General features: G+C 62.2%; 21 protein-coding genes. 11 read left to right on the top strand and 10 right to left on the bottom strand.

Annotated features, from left to right (window positions below; genetic code table 11):
* Positions 1 to 8: 8 nt before the first annotated feature.
* From glcF to ACSQ84_RS17670, 3 genes are all read right to left on the bottom strand, one after another.
* Complete coding sequence (gene glcF, locus ACSQ84_RS17680) at positions 9 to 1,355, bottom strand: glycolate oxidase subunit GlcF (protein WP_436212950.1); 1,347 nt, start codon at positions 1,353 to 1,355, stop codon at positions 9 to 11.
* Positions 1,352 to 2,590 carry an FAD-binding protein gene (locus ACSQ84_RS17675; RefSeq protein WP_436212949.1) on the bottom strand — a complete coding sequence of 413 codons (1,239 nt, stop codon included), beginning with the start codon at positions 2,588 to 2,590 and terminating at the stop codon, positions 1,352 to 1,354. The genes glcF and ACSQ84_RS17675 overlap by 4 nt, the downstream gene beginning before the upstream one ends.
* A gap of 184 nt (positions 2,591 to 2,774) precedes the next feature.
* Complete coding sequence (locus ACSQ84_RS17670; RefSeq protein ID WP_436212948.1) at positions 2,775 to 4,268, bottom strand: FAD-linked oxidase C-terminal domain-containing protein; 1,494 nt, start codon at positions 4,266 to 4,268, stop codon at positions 2,775 to 2,777.
* A 234-nt stretch (positions 4,269 to 4,502) separates the two neighbouring features.
* Here ACSQ84_RS17670 and ACSQ84_RS17665 point away from each other — a divergent pair, with 234 nt between their 5' ends.
* On the top strand, positions 4,503 to 4,895 hold the full coding sequence (locus tag ACSQ84_RS17665; RefSeq protein WP_436212947.1) for a c-type cytochrome: 393 nt from the start codon (positions 4,503 to 4,505) through the stop codon (positions 4,893 to 4,895).
* 33 nt (positions 4,896 to 4,928) lie between these two features.
* Here ACSQ84_RS17665 and ACSQ84_RS17660 read toward each other — a convergent pair whose 3' ends face one another.
* Positions 4,929 to 5,891, bottom strand: a complete 963-nt coding sequence (locus tag ACSQ84_RS17660; RefSeq protein WP_436212946.1) for an alpha/beta fold hydrolase — start codon at positions 5,889 to 5,891, stop codon at positions 4,929 to 4,931.
* 264 nt (positions 5,892 to 6,155) lie between these two features.
* On the opposite strand from ACSQ84_RS17660, the gene ACSQ84_RS17655 reads away from it, so the two are divergent.
* Positions 6,156 to 6,335, top strand: coding sequence for a hypothetical protein (locus ACSQ84_RS17655; RefSeq protein WP_436212945.1), 180 nt, complete (start codon positions 6,156 to 6,158; stop codon positions 6,333 to 6,335).
* Positions 6,336 to 6,393: 58 nt separating this feature from the next.
* Here the strand turns inward: ACSQ84_RS17655 and ACSQ84_RS17650 are convergent, their stop codons facing one another.
* The 3 genes from ACSQ84_RS17650 to ykgO all read right to left on the bottom strand — a co-directional run bounded on the left by ACSQ84_RS17650 (position 6,394) and on the right by ykgO (position 7,681).
* Complete coding sequence (locus ACSQ84_RS17650; protein ID WP_436212944.1) at positions 6,394 to 6,663, bottom strand: hypothetical protein; 270 nt, start codon at positions 6,661 to 6,663, stop codon at positions 6,394 to 6,396.
* Positions 6,664 to 6,777: 114 nt separating this feature from the next.
* The gene (locus ACSQ84_RS17645) at positions 6,778 to 7,437 is read right to left on the bottom strand and encodes a tetratricopeptide repeat protein (RefSeq protein WP_436212943.1); all 660 of its coding nucleotides are present in this window, start codon (positions 7,435 to 7,437) and stop codon (positions 6,778 to 6,780) included.
* Between the two features lie 118 nt (positions 7,438 to 7,555).
* Positions 7,556 to 7,681, bottom strand: coding sequence for a type B 50S ribosomal protein L36 (ykgO, locus tag ACSQ84_RS17640; protein ID WP_002718645.1), 126 nt, complete (start codon positions 7,679 to 7,681; stop codon positions 7,556 to 7,558).
* A 333-nt stretch (positions 7,682 to 8,014) separates the two neighbouring features.
* Between ykgO and ACSQ84_RS17635 the strand changes: the two genes are divergently transcribed.
* Entirely contained in the window at positions 8,015 to 9,043 is a 1,029-nt protein-coding gene (locus ACSQ84_RS17635; RefSeq protein WP_436212942.1) for an acyl-CoA desaturase, read from the top strand.
* Positions 9,044 to 9,255: 212 nt separating this feature from the next.
* Here ACSQ84_RS17635 and ACSQ84_RS17630 read toward each other — a convergent pair whose 3' ends face one another.
* The gene (locus ACSQ84_RS17630) at positions 9,256 to 9,447 is read right to left on the bottom strand and encodes a hypothetical protein (RefSeq protein ID WP_436212941.1); all 192 of its coding nucleotides are present in this window, start codon (positions 9,445 to 9,447) and stop codon (positions 9,256 to 9,258) included.
* A gap of 141 nt (positions 9,448 to 9,588) precedes the next feature.
* On the opposite strand from ACSQ84_RS17630, the gene ACSQ84_RS17625 reads away from it, so the two are divergent.
* Both ACSQ84_RS17625 and ACSQ84_RS17620 read left to right on the top strand, forming a co-directional pair.
* A complete protein-coding gene (locus ACSQ84_RS17625; protein ID WP_436212940.1) occupies positions 9,589 to 10,344 on the top strand; it encodes an SDR family oxidoreductase in 756 nt (251 codons plus the stop codon).
* Between the two features lie 287 nt (positions 10,345 to 10,631).
* A complete protein-coding gene (locus ACSQ84_RS17620) occupies positions 10,632 to 11,543 on the top strand; it encodes a catalase (protein WP_436213111.1) in 912 nt (303 codons plus the stop codon).
* Positions 11,544 to 11,551: 8 nt separating this feature from the next.
* On the opposite strand, the gene ACSQ84_RS17615 is transcribed toward ACSQ84_RS17620, so the two are convergent.
* A complete protein-coding gene (locus ACSQ84_RS17615) occupies positions 11,552 to 12,484 on the bottom strand; it encodes a helix-turn-helix domain-containing protein (protein ID WP_436213110.1) in 933 nt (310 codons plus the stop codon).
* Between the two features lie 162 nt (positions 12,485 to 12,646).
* Here ACSQ84_RS17615 and ACSQ84_RS17610 point away from each other — a divergent pair, with 162 nt between their 5' ends.
* The 5 genes from ACSQ84_RS17610 to ACSQ84_RS17590 all read left to right on the top strand — a co-directional run bounded on the left by ACSQ84_RS17610 (position 12,647) and on the right by ACSQ84_RS17590 (position 15,460).
* Positions 12,647 to 12,850: a hypothetical protein gene (locus tag ACSQ84_RS17610; protein ID WP_436212939.1), complete on the top strand. Its 204-nt coding sequence runs from the start codon at positions 12,647 to 12,649 to the stop codon at positions 12,848 to 12,850.
* 52 nt (positions 12,851 to 12,902) lie between these two features.
* Positions 12,903 to 13,859, top strand: coding sequence for a helix-turn-helix transcriptional regulator (locus ACSQ84_RS17605; RefSeq protein WP_436212938.1), 957 nt, complete (start codon positions 12,903 to 12,905; stop codon positions 13,857 to 13,859).
* A 16-nt stretch (positions 13,860 to 13,875) separates the two neighbouring features.
* Entirely contained in the window at positions 13,876 to 14,115 is a 240-nt protein-coding gene (locus ACSQ84_RS17600; protein ID WP_436212937.1) for a hypothetical protein, read from the top strand.
* Between the two features lie 4 nt (positions 14,116 to 14,119).
* Positions 14,120 to 14,950: an alpha/beta fold hydrolase gene (locus tag ACSQ84_RS17595; protein ID WP_436212936.1), complete on the top strand. Its 831-nt coding sequence runs from the start codon at positions 14,120 to 14,122 to the stop codon at positions 14,948 to 14,950.
* A gap of 300 nt (positions 14,951 to 15,250) precedes the next feature.
* Positions 15,251 to 15,460, top strand: coding sequence for a hypothetical protein (locus tag ACSQ84_RS17590; RefSeq protein WP_436212935.1), 210 nt, complete (start codon positions 15,251 to 15,253; stop codon positions 15,458 to 15,460).
* Positions 15,461 to 15,685: 225 nt separating this feature from the next.
* Here ACSQ84_RS17590 and ACSQ84_RS17585 read toward each other — a convergent pair whose 3' ends face one another.
* Positions 15,686 to 15,865 carry a hypothetical protein gene (locus ACSQ84_RS17585; protein WP_436212934.1) on the bottom strand — a complete coding sequence of 60 codons (180 nt, stop codon included), beginning with the start codon at positions 15,863 to 15,865 and terminating at the stop codon, positions 15,686 to 15,688.
* A 416-nt stretch (positions 15,866 to 16,281) separates the two neighbouring features.
* Between ACSQ84_RS17585 and ACSQ84_RS17580 the strand changes: the two genes are divergently transcribed.
* Entirely contained in the window at positions 16,282 to 16,482 is a 201-nt protein-coding gene (locus tag ACSQ84_RS17580) for a hypothetical protein (RefSeq protein WP_436212933.1), read from the top strand.
* Positions 16,483 to 16,565 lie beyond the last annotated feature (83 nt).

Below are 16,565 nucleotides of genomic sequence, written 5' to 3'. Positions count from 1 at the left end.
CCGATCGATCAATTCAATCCTGGCCTTGTCAGTCCAGGCCCCTTCAATTCAGGCTTTGGACCTCCTGTCGCCCAATCGAGAAGCTCAATCGTGTGCACCACAGGAACTGACGTACCGCCGGCAATTTGCACCATGCACCCAATATTGCCCGCAGCGATCATGTCCGGTTTGACTGTCGCAATATTGGCGACCTTTCGATCGCGCAATCTGCTCGCAATGTCGGGCTGGAGAATGTTGTAGGTCCCCGCCGAACCGCAACACAAATGGCTCTCGGGTACATCTTTCACCACGAATCCATTCTTGGAAAGCAATTCTTTCGGAGCGTGCGTGATTTTCTGTCCGTGCTGCAGTGAACAAGCCGAGTGATACGCGATGGTGACGTCGCCTTGCTGGCTCGATGGATGCAGATCGATGCCTGCGAGATACTCGGTGATATCCTTTGCCAGCGCGGATATTCGCGCAGCGGGGCCGTGGAATTCGCGGTCTTCGCGCAGCATGAAACCATAGTCCTTGATGACCGTGCCGCAGCCCGACGCCGTCACCAGGATGGCGTCGAGGCCACCTTGTTCCGCTTCCCTCAGCCAGGCCGTGACGTTGCCACGGGCGCGCGCCAGTGCGTCGCGGTCCTGCCCGAGGTGATGGGTGAGCGCGCCGCAGCATTGCTCGTCCTTGACCAGCACCACCTCGATGCCGTGGCGTGTCAGGAGGTTGATGGCGGCCTGGTTGATGCGCGGCGCCAGCACCTGCTGGGCACAGCCCTGCAGCAGCGCGACCCGCCCGCGCTTGCCGCCAATGGCCGGGAAAACACTGCCGGCGGCAGGTCCCGGCGCCGGCAGGCTCCCGGGCGCCAGCGCCAGCATTGCCTTGATCCGCCGCAGCAGGCCGGGCGTCGCCGAGGCCTTGTTCGGCGTCGGCAGCAAGGCCGCGAGCGGCCGGCCCAGCCGCGCCATGATCATGCTGGCGCGGAACAAGCCAGGCCGCGGCAGCACGAAGGCCAGCACCGCGCGCAAGGCCCGCTCCGGTAGCGGCCTGGAATAATCCCGCTCGATCCTGACCCGCGCCTGATCGACCAGGTGCATGTAGTTCACACCCGACGGGCAGGTCGTCATGCAGGCGAGGCAGGACAGGCAGCGGTCGATATGCTTGACCACCTCCTTGGTCGGCGGGCGGTCCTTCTCCAGCATCTCCTTGATGAGATAGATCCGGCCACGCGGGCTATCGAGTTCGTCGCCGAGCAGCACATACGTCGGACAGGTCGCGGTGCAGAACCCGCAATGCACGCAGGCGCGCAGGATCTTGTCGGCTTCGGCGATGTCAGGATCGGCCAGTTGGGCGAGTGAGAATTCGGTTTTCATGGCGCGACCGCCCGCAGCAAGCGGCCCCGGTTGAGGATATTCTTGGGATCGAAGCTCAGGCGCACGCGTTCGCTCAAGGCGGCCACGCCGCCGGATTGCGGATGGAACACCTCGACATTGCGCCGCACCAGTTCGGACGCCCGGACCAGCATGGCGTGGCCGCCGGCGGCATCGACGCGCGCACGCAGCAGTGCCGCCTGCGCGTCCGGCTTGGGCGGCAACGCCGCCCAGATCAGCCCGCCGCCCCAATCGTAGATCACCTCGCCGCCGGTGTCGCGCGAAAGCTGCTGCCCGAGCACGCCGCCGGAAGCCGGCGGACAGACGATCCGCCACACCGGCCACGCCCCCAGCGCGCCATGGGCCGCAAACGGGTGGACGTCGCGGATCGAACTCCAGATCGCGGCAGAGGTCGCGTCTTGCAGGATTTCCGCGGCGCTAAACGGCGTCAGTATCTTGCCGAGCGAATTGGCGCGGTCGGCAACGGAAGCCGCGATGCCTTCCAGCCGCAGCAGGGTGACTGCCTGGCCGGGCGCACCGAGTTCGGCCAGTGCGCCGGCCGCGGGCCGGAACGCCTGATACGGCAGATGCGACGCGCCCGACACGTCGTAGGGCGAACCCAGCGCCGCCGTCATCGCCCGGTTGGCGGTGAGATCGTCGAGCCCGCGCAGCACCAGCGTGCGCTCGCTCTCGGGCTTGGGCATTACCTTCAACGTCACTTCGGTCATGACCGCCAGTGTGCCCCACGATCCCGCCAGCAACTTGCAGAGATCGTAACCGGTGACGTTCTTCACCACCCGCCCGCCGGTTTTGAAACTGTCGCCGAAGCCGGACACCGCATGCGCCCCCAACAGGTGGTCGCGGGCGCCGCCGGCCCTGATGCGGCGCGGACCGGCCAGACCTGCGCCGATCATGCCGCCGATGGTGCCGGCGCCGGCGACGCCGAGCAGCGCCGAGGTGTCCATCGGCTCGAACGCGAATTGCTGATTCTTGGAGTCGATCAGCGACTGCACATCGGCCAGCGGCGCGCCGGCCTGCACCGTGATGATCAGCTCGTTCGGCTCATAGGCGGTAACCGCATTCAGCGCCGACAGCTCAAGCAGCGCATTGGTTGCCATCGGCTGGCCGATCAGGCGCCTTGAGCCATGGCCGACGATCTCCAGCGGCTGTTCGCTGGCGATCGCCGCCCGCACCACCTGCTCGACGTCCTTGGCGTCACGTACTTTGAGGGTGTCCACGTGCCTACATCTGCTTCTTGTTGTCATCGTCCGCCACCGGGTCTCGCCTCCGGCGAGCCCGATGACAGGCTCCGGCGGACGATCCAGTAATCGCAGGCGCCGCGGATAAGCACCGACGGCGCGGAATACTGGATACCCCGCCTGCGCGGGGTATGACGACCGAAAAATGGGCGAGCCTCATTTTTCAGAACCGCGGCAATTCGGGAAACGCCAGTCTGCCGCCGTGCACGTGCACGCGGCCGAGTTCGGCGCAGCGGTGCAGGGTCGGAAACACCTTGCCGGGATTGAGCAGGCCCTGGGCGTCGAACGCGCATTTCAGCCGCTGCTGCTGGCTGAGGTCGATCTCGCTGAACATTTCGCCCATCAGATCGCGTTTCTCGATGCCGACGCCGTGCTCGCCGGTGAGCACGCCGCCAAGCTCGACGCAGCAGCGCAGGATGTCGGCGCCGAACGCCTCGGCCCGCTCCATCTCGCCGGGCTGGTTGGCATCGTAGAGGATCAAGGGATGCAGATTGCCGTCGCCGGCGTGAAACACGTTGGCGACCCGCAGATCGTATTTGGCCGAGAGGTCGCGGATCCGCGCCAGGGCCTTGGGCAGCGCGCCGCGCGGAATGGTGCCGTCCATGCAGAGATAATCCGGCGAAATCCGCCCCACCGCCGGAAACGCCGCCTTGCGGCCGGCCCAGAACAGATTGCGCTCGGCTTCCGAAGTGGAAATCTGCAGCGTGGTGGAGCCGCAGCCTTTCGCGATGGCCTCGACGCGTCCGATCAGTTCGTCGACCTCGACGCCGGGTCCATCGAGCTCGATGATCAGGAGCGCCTCGACGTCGAGCGGATAGCCGGCGTGGACGAAGGCTTCGGCGGCGTGGATCGCCGGCTTGTCCATCATCTCCATGCCGCCCGGAATGATGCCGGCGCCGATGATGCGCGCGACGCATTCGCCGGCGGCCTCGACCTCCGCAAAACCGACCATGAGCGCGCGGGCGGTTTCGGGCTTCTGCAGGATCCGCACCGTGATCTCGGTGATGACGCCGAGCAGGCCTTCGGAGCCGGTGATGATGCCCATCAGGTCGTAGCCTGCGTTCTCGGCCGACTTGCCGCCGATGCGCAAGATTTCGCCTGACATCAGCACGATTTCGCAGCCCAGCACGTTGTTGGTGGTCATGCCGTATTTCAGGCAATGTACGCCGCCGGAGTTCTCCGCGACGTTGCCGCCGATCGAGCAGGCGATCTGCGACGACGGATCGGGTGCGTAGTAGAAGCCGGCATGCGCCACCGCCTGGCTGATCGCCAGATTGGTGACGCCGGGCTCGGTCACGACGACCCGGTTATCGAAATCGATCTCGCGGATACGCTTGAATTTGCCGAGGCCGAGCAGCACGCCGTCGGCGAGCGGCAGCGCGCCGCCCGACAGCGAAGTGCCGGAGCCGCGCGGCACCACCTTGATGCCCTGCTCGAAGCAATATTTCAGCACTTTGGAGACCTGCTCCGTGGAGTCGGGCAGCACCACGACCATCGGCGGCTGGCGATAGGCCATCAGGCCGTCGGACTCGTAAGGCAGCATTTCGGCCGCGCTGTCGATCACGCCCTCGCCCGGCACGATCGCACGCAAGGCGGCCACAATGGCGTCACGGCGATCCAGAACGGCCTGATCGGAAGCCGGCATCATAATGGCCATGCGTTTCCTCCAGGGCCTGGCGCGATTATCGATTTGTCGCGACAAATCAAGCACGTCTGGGCGCTCTTGGGTAGGCCACCACAAAGTCGGATTGCCTTCCCCAGAGAACGGTGAGTTCTCTCTCGGGCAAGCCCGCAATGCCGGAACCTGTCAAAGTTTCGTGGCTTGTCCAATCGGAACGGGCCTGCCAAAAAGCAAATCAACCTCTATCAGGGAAGAGATGAAGAGCACCACATGAAAACACCGATCTTGAGTACGCTGGTTGTCGTCACCTCATTGGCTGCCATGTCGGGCGCGCTGGCGCAGGACGTCACCGCCGGAAAATCCTCGTTCAACAAGTGCATGGCCTGCCATGCGATCGGCGAAGGCGCCAAGAACAAGGTGGGCCCGGTGCTGAACGGGCTCGAGGGCCGCAAGTCCGGCACGGTGGAGGGCTACTCCTATTCGGAGGCCAACAAGAATTCCGGCATTACCTGGAGCAAGGATGTATTCCTCGAATACATCAAGGATCCGAAGGCGAAAATTCCCGCCACCAAGATGGTGTTCGCTGGTATCAAGAACGAGAAAGAGGCGGGCGACCTCTGGGCGTTCCTCGCGCAATACGACAAGGACGGCAAGACCAAGTAACCGCAAGACCGAGTAACCGCCGCCGTTGATATCCTAATTGGCGGCGGCCGCGGTGCTTTGCGCCATTGCGCCGATCATCGCTTCGATCTCGGAGACCACGAGATCAGGCACCGCGTTCTGCACCATGTGGCCGAGCCCGGGCAGCACGATCAGTTTGGCGTTGGGCGCGGTAGCCGCCAGCGGCCGCGAATGGATGTTGGTCGATACCGTCTTGTCGATATCGCCGGTGATGATCGTGATCGGCGCCTTGATCGCGGCATAGCGCGGCGCCTGCTCGGCGACGGCCGCCTTCAGCGTCACCAGATCGCGCGCATTGGCGAGAAACTCGCGCGGCCGCAGCAGCAGCGAGCTTGCGGTGTTTTCGACGTATCCATCCGGGACCGATTGCGGCAGGAACACGCCGTGGACGCCTGATCCGATGAGAAGCGTGCCCAGCGGCAGCGTGATCGTGTAGGCCAGCAGCGGGCCGATCACCGGGGTTGCAACGATCCTGTTGTAGCGTCCGACGCCGCCCGGCCACGGATAGGCCACCGGCGCCAGCATCACCATGCCGGCGACGCGCTCCGGATAATCCAGCGCCATGCGCGCGCCGAGCGCGCCCGACCAGGAATGCACCACGAAGATCGCACGGCCGACACCGAGCTTGGCCAGCGCCTCGTCGATCATCCGTCCCTGAATTTCTGGCGTTGAGTCCGCAAGATTGGCGCGGGAGCTCCAGCCGTGGCCGGGACGATCGATCAGGATCACGCGATGGCTTTTCGCAAGACGTTCACCCACCGGCTGCCGCATCACCTCGAGATTCGAACTTGCGCCATGCAGCATCACGATCGGAGGGCTGGCCGGGTCGCGCGGACCGATATCGACAATATGAAGGGCCGCGCCGGCAACCTCGACCATCTTGCCCTGAGCGGGATGGGCCCGCTGCGCCAGCCAAACTCCGGCCTGCGTGACCAGCGCCAGGATCGCCAGCGCCGCCACGACAATCGCTACCATCATTGAAAATGTCCGAATGATCTTTGCCACCAACGTGATACGGCCGGAATGGGCGCAAGTTTCGGAAGTTTTCCACAATCCGCCCGACCTGTGGATAGCGGGGTCATACTGGCGTCATCGGACTTTTTATACAGTCACGCTAACACTTTCGCCATGTGCCGACGTGTCTGATCGGGCCTGGTCGATGCCCCGGACTTTTACCCAAAATCCACAGGAACGCGGGCGGAGACCAGAATGTTGTTCCACAGTACTATCGGAGGACCATCCATGATTTCCGACACCAGCGAAGCGGCCATCGACCAGATCGTAGCGACCTGCAATGGCGACATCCGCGGCGCGCTGAAGGCGTTGCTGCTGGTCAATGAGCAATTGGAGGCGGAATTGGCGCAGTTCTACGCCGCAGTCGGCCTGGATGGCATGGCCCGCGGCAGCAACGCGCTGCACTAGATTGCCGTGTTGACGGGTTTCTTCACGCGAACCGGTATCCACCTCGCTTGAAAACGCTCTATTTGTCCTTGCCCGCCGCTTCGGCGGAAGTTGGCTCTTCCTTCGGGCAGGCGCTGATGGTCGAGCGTGCGAGCTTGGCATCGTCGAGCGACTGATAGGGTCCGCTCCCGAACCAGATATTGCCGCCGACCTGCGCATCGATGACGGGATTGCTGGTGACGATCTCGCATTTGCTGGTCGCGCGATTGCCGACCACCCAATAATCGGCTGCGAAAGCCGTGGTGCCGGCTGCGAGGATCATCGCGCCGGACAGCAGCAATGATTTCATGGCTTCGCTCCCTGAGCTGACAGCCGATAATCGATAATAATGCGTTGGAAGAATACGTGCGGGCCTGACGGGATTCAGGGTTAACCGCGCCACAGCCCATCGATTATGATTGAATCAGATATCGCGGCCTTCGACCTTTTCGGTCAGCGTCTTGACCAGCTCCGGCACCTTTTCGAGGTGCGGGTTGACGGCGAGCGCCTTGCGGAACGCTTCCAGCGCGCGCTTTTCCTCGCCGAGGTCCTGCATGATCATGCCAAGCCCGGCCAGCGCGCCGAAATGGCGGGGTTCGCGCACCAGCACCTGCCGGATGTCCTCGAGCGAATGGACGTAGTCGTTCTTCAGGTAATAGAGCGTCGCCCGCCGATTCCAGGCCTCGACATAATCCGGTCGCAGCTTGACCACGGCATCCAGCAGCTTCAGCGCGACATCGGCCTTCTGCGCTTCCATCGCCGCCTTGGCGCGCACCATCAACAGCGCTGCGGTGTCACTCGGGGTCTGCATCCACAGCGCCCAGATCCGCGCCTCGACATGCTTGGCGCTGGCCTCGTCGGGCGCGGCCTTCAGCGCACCGAACAGGAAGTCGAGACCGCGCGTCCGATCGGCGCCGACGTTCGGCAGCTTGCTCGGCGCTTCCGGCAACTTCTTCTGGCTTTTGGGCGGCGGGATGACGCGCGGATCGTTCTGCGCAAACGCCACCACCGGCACGGCCGTCATGACCGCGGCGACAAGGATCGCGATCCGGCAGGTGCGGGGTTGCAGGAATCTCAAAGCCATGGGGCAAGTCTAGACGCACAACATCGCGCTGCAAAGCAGCACGTCGTCAAAGACCCGTGAAGCGAGGCGAAATCGCGAGAAGAAATCGCGAGACGAAATCGAAGGCTGAAAGCCGGCCTCAGCCCTGACGGGCCTTGAAGCGGCGCTGCACCTTGTTGATCACGTAAACCCGGCCCTTGCGGCGGACCAGACGGTTGTTGCGGTGGCGACCGCGCAACGATTTCAGCGAGTTACGGACCTTCATGGGACAATCCTGATGCGTTGAAAGGCCGTGATGGAGGCCGAACCTGCACTACCCGAAAGTGGCAAAATGAGATTTACCCCGCCAGCGGCCAAACCGCCCGGGACGGGGCGATTTCTAAGCCATCGCGGGGGAGAATGTCAATCAAGTCAGGCAAATCCGGCCAATCTGCCTTGCGGGGCAGCTACTTGGCTGATTCTCCAGCCATTTTTTCTCGGGGTACAGCGTCATTTAGCCTCAGAATTTCGACCCCGGCACAGCTGTGAACCGTATAAGAGGAATCGCACCCTGGCGTCGGCGATGACGCCCTCCCCGCAGCATGGAACTGACTTCCCTATGCCGACCGCTCCCCGGCCGACCGTCAAGACTGCGGTACTGAGCCCTGACAAGCCCATTAACTTGCCCGCAAGCGCCCGGCTGCTGCTGCCGGCCGGCGTGCTGCCGTATCAGCTCAACTGGCCCTATATTCTCGGGATCGGCGCCTACCATGCCTTCGCGCTGCTGGCGGTGCTGCCGGGCTATTTCAGCTGGAGCGGCCTGATCGTCGCGATCGTCGGCACGCATCTGTGCGGGCTGTTCGGCATCAACCTTTGCTACCACCGGCTGCTCACCCACCGCGGCTTGCGATGCCCGAAATGGCTGGAGCATGCGATGGTGGTCATCGCGATGTCCTGCCTGCAGGAAACCCCGGCGCGCTGGGTCGCGATCCATCGCCGGCATCATCAATTCGCCGACCAGCAGCCGGACCCGCACAGCCCGTTGGCCAGTTTCTTCTGGGCCCATATCGGCTGGATCCTGGTGCATCAGCCGGAGCTGTCGCGGCTCGGGATCTATGAGCGCTACGCCAAGGATATTTTGCGCGACCGATTCTATGTGGCGCTGGAGCGCCATAACTGGCTGATCTGGATCAACCTCATCCAGATGCCGCTGTTCTTCGCCGCCGGCTTCGCGGTGGCCTGGCTGTTTGGCGCGACGCCGGCCGATGCAACGCAGACCGGGCTGAGCATCCTGCTGTTCGGTGTCTTCGTGCGCACGGTGCTAGTCTGGCACATCACCTGGGCCGTCAATTCGGTGACGCATGTCTGGGGCTACCGCAACTATGAGACCGACGAGGACAGCCGCAACAACATGATCGTCGGCCTGATCTCCAACGGCGAGGGCTGGCACAACAACCACCACGCCGATCCGCGCTCGGCGCGTCACGGCCACCGCTGGTGGGAGATGGACAACACCTGGCTCACCATCCGCTTTTTGGCGTGGCTGGGATTGGCGACCGACGTGGTGCCGCCGAGCGCGCATCTCGCCAGGCAGGCGGCGGGCAGCAAGCTGACGACGCGGGGATCGACGGGCGTGCCGGCCGAGTAGACGCCAGGCGCGGTTGCTGCCAACCAAAATTATCGAAAACAACCCCATGCAAAGAAAGCAAGTGGTTGCCGGCGTTGATGTTTTGCCAAACGAAAAAACGTTTGACGCGTCGGGCAAATCACCGGCATGACTTTAACATTGCCCAACTTACCGGTCATTGCCCTGCCAAACGGCTGTTGGCGCGTGCCGGCCAAAAAAATCCGACAATTGGATTAGGCGGTAACGTCGAGATTGTCGCCGACGCCGGGGCCAGGATCGGCAAGCGAGGCCTGCTCGGCCGAACCCGTCTCGGCCGCGATTTTCTCCGCCTTAGCGCTGGATCTCAGGACGGCGGTCGCGATTTGCAGCTGCTTATTCTCATCCTGAGCGGCGAGAATGCCGCTGACCATGGTCGTGATATCCATACGCAACTCTCCAGCGCGGGGCGGACTACCGGGCGGAGGTTGCAGACTACCGGGCGGAGGTTAATGTCTCGTGTCCCTGGATATGGACGTCAACACAGCTCATGTGGCGAAGCTGCGTCATCCACGCATGGAGTTGATCCGATGAAACTTGGCCTCGAAGGCAAGACTGCCCTCATCACGGCTGCAAGTGGCGGTATCGGCAGCGGGATCGCGGCGGCGCTTGCAGATGCCGGCGTGCATGTGGCGATCAGCGGGCGCACAGCGGCGGCGCTGGAGCAAGTGGCCGAACGCCTGGCCTCTTGTTCCGGTGGTCGTCCGGCGATCGTGGTCGGGGACGTTTGTGCGAAAGGCGGCTCCGCTCAGATCGCAGCCAAGGCCTTGGCGGCTCTTGGCGGGCGCGTCGATATTCTCGTCAACAACGCCGGTGGTGCGAGGCCCGTCACAGGCGAAGCAGACGATGCGTTCTGGGACGAGGCACTCACACTCAATTTCCTCGCAGCACGGCGACTAACCGATCTCATCGTGCCCGGGATGAAAGCTCGAAACTGGGGTCGGATCGTCAGTATATCCGGCGCACTGGTTACGCCAAAGCTCAACGGCGCGGCGCCCGCCAAAGCAGCTCTTGTCAGCTGGTCCCGAACACTATCCTCCGAACTCGGCGCACATGGTATCACTGTGAACACGATCGCTCCCGGTCGCATCAACTCGGCCCAGATTCAAAAGCTTCATCCAACGGAGCAATCCAGGGTCGAGTTCATCAAGCAGAACATTCCCGCTGGCTACTTCGGTGAGCCTCACGACATTGGGCATCTCGTGGCTTTTCTCGCCTCGCCGCTCGCCCGCTATATCAATGGTGCGGCGATCCCGGTCGATGGAGGGGCGGTGCGCCGAGTGTAGGGATCAGGCACTGGACCTCGTTCACTCGCAGCTCGATTCCGGGATTTGCCGGGGCCCACCAGCCTTCTCACTAATAGAAACAACCCGCGCTCTTGGCAATAACGGAAGGGAACCTGCGTGTTTGCGCCACGGAGGATCAAAGCGAGACCGGGGGACTGCAACAAGCGCAGCGGGGCTACCGTCACGAACTTTGCAGCAGGATTGGACAAGGATGGACGCTTTCGGAAAGACTGCGGGCCTATTCTGCTTCAAAAACTGGCTCCAACGTTCGAACCAAAGGGGCCGCCCTGTCCAAGTTTCCTAACGGCGCTGCCACGCCAGCATCTGTCGTCGACGCGCTGAAGGCCATTGCCGATACTCAGCCCAGGGCACGCGCGAGCTTTGCCCAGGGCCGATGCGTGCGCGGCACCTACGCGCCATCAGATCTGGCGAAGGAGATCACGAAATCCCAAAGCTTCACCAAGCCGTCGCGCGTGCTGGCGCGGTTCTCCGCAGACGGCGACAACATCAATATACCGTTATTGCGCGGCTTCAGCTTCCGGCTCGGCAGCAACGGCCAGCGCTCGGAGGTTTTGACGCAAAGCGTCCCGATTCATTTTGCAAGGACGCTCGATCAGATGTTGGCCTTCCTTCGCGCACGCATTCCCGGACCGGACGGCAAGCCGAATCGGAACAAGGTCGCGGCATTCTCGGCCAGCAATCCTGAAACGCGGCATCAAGCGGACTACATCGCCGCGCATCCGTTGCCTGCAAGCCTTGCCGGCACGACCTATTGGGGAGTGCATGCATTTCCCGCGACGAATTCAAAGGGCGAGACACGGTTCATCAAGTTCAAAGTCATGCCGGTCGGCGAAGAAGGCAGCCACGCCGCGAACCAAGCCACCGCGAATGCCACCGATCTCCTGCAAAGCGACCTCGACTCCCGGATCGCGGCCCGCGATCTCAGATTCAGCGTGATGGCCCTGCTCGACCGTCCCGGCGACCCCGTCATGGATGTCACCATCCGATGGCCCGACGAAGATGCGCGCGAAGCTTTGCGACTGGGAACGATCGTGGTCACCGGCGTTGAACCAAGCGAGGCTTGTGACGAGGCCCTCTTCAATCCGGCCAATCTTGCCGAAGGTATCGGTCATCCGCCCGACGAGATGTTCGCGGCACGGCGGGCAGCCTATGATATCTCACAGACAAGGTGCCGCTAGGCGGAAGATCAGGTTTCGCCTGCCGGCGCGCCCTGGGTTTCGCGCCGCCACGCTGCGGGGCTGACGCCGACCGAGGCGGAGAACACCCGCGTAAAGTGGCTTTGATTGGCAAAGCCGACCGATATCGCAATTTCGGACAGCGGCAGGTCGCGGACGGTCATCAACTGCTTCGCCGCCTTCACGCGCTGGCGAAGCAGCCATTGGTGCGGCGGCAGGCCGGTGGAAACCCGAAACGCGCGCGAGAAATGGCTGACCGAGAGGTCAAACTCGGTCGCGATTTGCTCAAGCGTAAACTTGCCGCTGAGATCGGACTCCAGCTTTTCGCAGGCCCGCTTCACCTGCCATGGGGCAAGACCACCGCGATTCGTCTCGGCGACGCGCCGCATTCCGCCATATGTCTGGGCGACGTGCGCGGTCAGCGCGAGCATCATGTGATCGACAAACAGCTGGTTGGCTTCGTTCGGCCGCAACAGCCCATCCTGCAGCGACGCGCCGATATGACGAACTACCGCATCATCATGGGCGACACCGAGCCGGCAATCCAGTTCACCAACGCGCGGCGCGCGGGACTGATCGGCGATACTGTCGAGCGCGGAGCGCGGAAGGTAGAAGTACAGGGAGTGAAACGGCTTGTCGATCACGTAGCGCGGATCATTCTTGAGATCGTACAAATAGGTTGTGCCCGCGGGGACATCGGCCTTCATCACATACTTGCCGTGCTCCCAGAGTTCGCAGTCCGGGTAATCGTGCAGCTTCAGGCTGACGAGGAAGGCATCCTCTGGGGCCAGCGAACCGGAAAGACCGGGCACAGGGGCATCATTCCGGGTTTCGGTAACCGCGAGTTCGGCGCTGCGCAATGAACGCGTGATCAGCGAGGGGGGTGCCTGCTCCAGGCGCAAGAACTGCCCGAGGTTCTGACCGTAAGCGCCAGTCTGTGTCATAGAGATCGATTTCTTCACCAGGATATAGCGGACTTAGACACGGCCGTTCATCGGCACCCCCGCGAAGTCATATCCCAGTATCGAGGATTGGCGCGCGATCGTCCAGTTTCCTCGTGGAATGGCGCCATGTCAGTTTCGTGATGCCAAGCTTGATCGTTGCTCATGAGCGTCAGCGCTGTTGTCCATTCATTCCGCTTACAAAAGCGTCACCACGCGTCGATTGCCGCTTTCGACAGCAGCAAGCAGCGACCGTTCGCTGCGCTGATTCCGACTTTGGTCGCACGCGGGCACTTGGCGGCGCCTTACAGCAGGATCGGGCAAAGCATGGCGGCTTTGAGAAAGACGCCGGACCTGTATCGCGCCTAGAACGCGCGCCGAACGCTCAAACGAAATGCCCCTCAACGGCGAGAACGGGTCCATGAGCTGCAAAGCAATCTTGCGCGATCTTTCCCACGAGAATCAGGCGGACACTTCCGAGGCGCACCAGCGCGATTTGCCGGTCGCCGACCGGCGTCCTGCCGATGTGGAGATGGCCCGCGTGCTCAAGACCTCGCCACTTCGCATGGCTTCCGATCCGTCCAGCGGCGCGATCGCCTATTGGAAGCATGATCCCCTGCACGACATCGTCGAGCCGATGGCTGATCACGTCATTATGACTTATCCTGCCGGCTTACAGCGGCTGGAGCGGCGCACCGGTAAATCAGCAGCGATTACGACGGCGCGTCCCGGCGTTGTGACAGTCATTCCAGCCGGCTCGACGTCCCGGTGGGACATTCACCAGCCGATGCATGTCGTTCAACTCTACCTTCCGCACAGAACGCTCGAGCGTGTTGCCGGCGAAGCCGACACGGCCACTCCCAGCGATCTGCTGGAAAGAACGGGACATCCCGATCTCATTACATCTCGATTACTCCTAAGTGCCGCGGATGCGCTTGAGGGCAGCGAAGCCCTGGACGCCCTGTTCAGGCAGCAGCTGACGGATCTTCTGGCCACGCGCCTGCTCGCTGCGCACACCGGCTCGCCAACCACTTTCCAGCCGACCATGGGCGGCCTCTCGCCCATAGCACTGCGCCGCGCCATCGAACGCCTGCGCTCGGACAGCGATGCGGACGTTTCTCTCGCTGCGCTGGCGTCCGATGCCGGCCTGTCACGCTTCCACTTCTGCCGTGCCTTCAAGGAAAGCACCGGGCTTTCGCCTCACGCCTGGTTGCGCCAACACCGGCTCGAGCAGGCCATGAACATGCTGCGCGACACCGATACGTCGGTCGTGTCGGTGGCGGCGGAGCTCGGCTATGCCTCGCAAACCGCGTTCGCCGCGGCGTTCAGGAAGCTGACCGGAGAAACCCCGAGCGATTGGCGACGACGCTTTCGGTAAAAGCAATCCCTCGGCGATGACAGCAATCGCGCTGGCGCAGCCGCAGGACTGGTTCGCTAAGACATCATGGAGCATTCGCCAATACCAGGGAAGACAAGAAAATGGTCAGGAACAAATCTATCAGCCAGCTTGCAACTACTTCGCGCCGGAAAGTGCTCGCAAGCGCGCTCATTTACGCGACTTCGCTCACCGTCCGCTCCTCTTCGGCGACAGGCAAGGAACAGGACTCTTCGACATTCCCCTCTCAAAGGACTGATCCCATGACCTCCGTCACCACCAAGGATGGCGTACAGATCTTCTACAAGGACTGGGGACCGAAATCCGGCCAGCCCATCGTCTTTCACCACGGCTGGCCGCTGAGCTCCGACGACTGGGAGACGCAGATGCTCTTCTTCGTCGGCAAGGGCTATCGCGTCATCGCCCATGATCGCCGCGGTCACGGTCGCTCAAGCCAGGTGAGCGATGGCCACGACATGGATCACTACGCAGCCGACGTCGCCGCGGTCGTCGAGCATCTCGATCTGCGCAACGCCATTCATGTCGGCCATTCCACCGGCGGCGGCGAGGCTACGCGCTACGTCGCGCGGCATGGCAGGGGCCGCGTGGCCAAGCTGGTCCTGATCGGCGCCGTGCCGCCGCTGATGCTAAAGACGGAAGCCAATCCAGGCGGCTTGCCAATCGAAGTGTTCGACGGCTTGCGCCAGCAGCTCGCCGCCAACAGGTCACAGTTCTATCTCGATTTCGCGAGCGGTCCATTTTACGGCTACAACCGCCCGGGCGCCAAGGCATCGCAGGCGGTCATCTGGAATTGGTGGCGCCAGGGCATGATGGGCAGCGCCAAGGCGCACTACGACTGCATCAAAGCGTTCTCGGAGACGGACTTTAGCGGGGACCTGAAGAGCATCACCGTGCCTACGCTCATCGTGCATGGTGATGACGATCAGATCGTGCCCGTTGCCGACTCTGCACCCCTGTCGGCGAAGCTGGTGAGGGGCAGCACGCTCAAAATCCACGAGAAGCTGCCGCACGGCATGTGCACGACCCATGCCGACCTCGTCAACGCCGAACTGCTTACGTTCATCGCGACCTAGCGTCTTCGCTTTTCGTCTTTGCATCAGAGTGGCTCTAACCACAGGAGCGCGCTTCTGAGCCGTCCGCTGCGCTCCTATTGCAACTTCGCTTCGGAAATTGCAGCCTCGGCCTGACGGCACCGGCAAGACCCAACTACGACAACAAGGAATTCCATCATGATCTATTCAGCCGCCACAGCCCGGTGAATCCGGAAGGGGCAATGCCGCTCACCCGAGCGGAGGCGCGGCAGGACCTGGTTCTTGACCTTGATCCGGGCTATGTGTTGGAATTGCTGCGTGTCTTAGTCTAGGGAGCTGAACATGACAAAAGCCATCCTTGTTGGCCTTGCTATCATCGCTGTCTCTGCATCGCCCGCTTTGGCCAAGAAAGCGAAGCCGAAAGCCTCTGCCCCCGCGGCCGCCGCCACAAGCACGACCAGCCCAGGACCGTTCATGGGGGCCCCAGTTAGCGCCGCCGACCGCGCACTTTACGAGAAAAATCAGCGCGACTCTGGAATGAAGAAGAAATAGCGCTCCAATTCCGATTCTCAGGACTTCTGTTCTCTGTTAGCGCCGCTGTCCACTTGGACGGCGGCGTTGGCTTTGGTCCTCACATGTCGCCTTGCATAGCGGCCTCGCATGCCCGGCAGATTTATGTGTTCACGGCCTGATCTCATTCCGCGCTAATTCGAAAACTCGACCATCGCCTCGCCGGTCGCGACCTTTTCGCCGGCCTAGCTACGCACCATGCGTCGATCAGCACCAGCGTGAGTTCTTGGTCACCTGCTTCGACTTGACGATGCCCGTCGGCTGGATGGTGTCGCCGGGCTTCACCGGTAGGCCCAGTCGGTCAGCATCCGCGAGATCGGCCCGAAATTGTTCATGCCGTGCATTAATGATGCCGCCGGGGCGCGAGACAAAATGGTCCGTCGTCACGGGCCATATAGCGCCGTTAATGCTCTAACTTTATTTCCGCTTTCGGCGGTATAGCAGACATGGCCAGACCTGCGGCTGGTTCACCCCTGTATCGAATGACCCAAAACGGACTTGCGGCCAACGATGGCCATGTTCCTGAATTGGTCCAAGGTAACGATCCGTTCCTAAGGGCGGGGTGGTACTGGCCCCTTTCCATCCCGCTAAATGGTTAGTGGTCCTATTACAATTTTAGGAGTGGTCCCTTTTCGGGCGAGGAACATTCCGAGAGCGTTTAGTTAATGATGCACTAACGTCTAGGTAGAACTACGGGGAAGCCAGCGATAAGTGACTAGGATCACAGCGGCAGGAAAGAGTGATGCGCCAAAGTCTCTGGGATGGAGCGGATGGTCCGCTCCTTTTCAAGCAGGGAGACTGAAATGCGCAACGCAGAGAACACCTCCGAAATTCGTGAACTTCCCCAGGATGAACTCATGTTGGTATCGGGCGGTTTAATCTTGGTAGATATTGTGAATTTCGCAGCCCGTTACGCGGGCGATATGGTCGCTAAAGCGGCTCGGGTGACCACCTTGCCCGCCGCCGGCAATGGCGACTGCGGCCCCAACCACAATGGTGTCTGATTGCCTTGAGACAGTCGGTCCACCCAGCAAGAGGCCGCCTCAGTTGGCGGCCTCTTTCATTTGTCGATGTGATCCCATGTCCT

The organism is Bradyrhizobium sp. LjRoot220 (genome assembly GCF_964252915.1).
In the GTDB taxonomy this organism is placed as follows: domain Bacteria; phylum Pseudomonadota; class Alphaproteobacteria; order Rhizobiales; family Xanthobacteraceae; genus Bradyrhizobium.
Note: the sequence above shows the minus strand (reverse complement) of the source record. Positions and strands in the feature narration are given on the sequence as shown.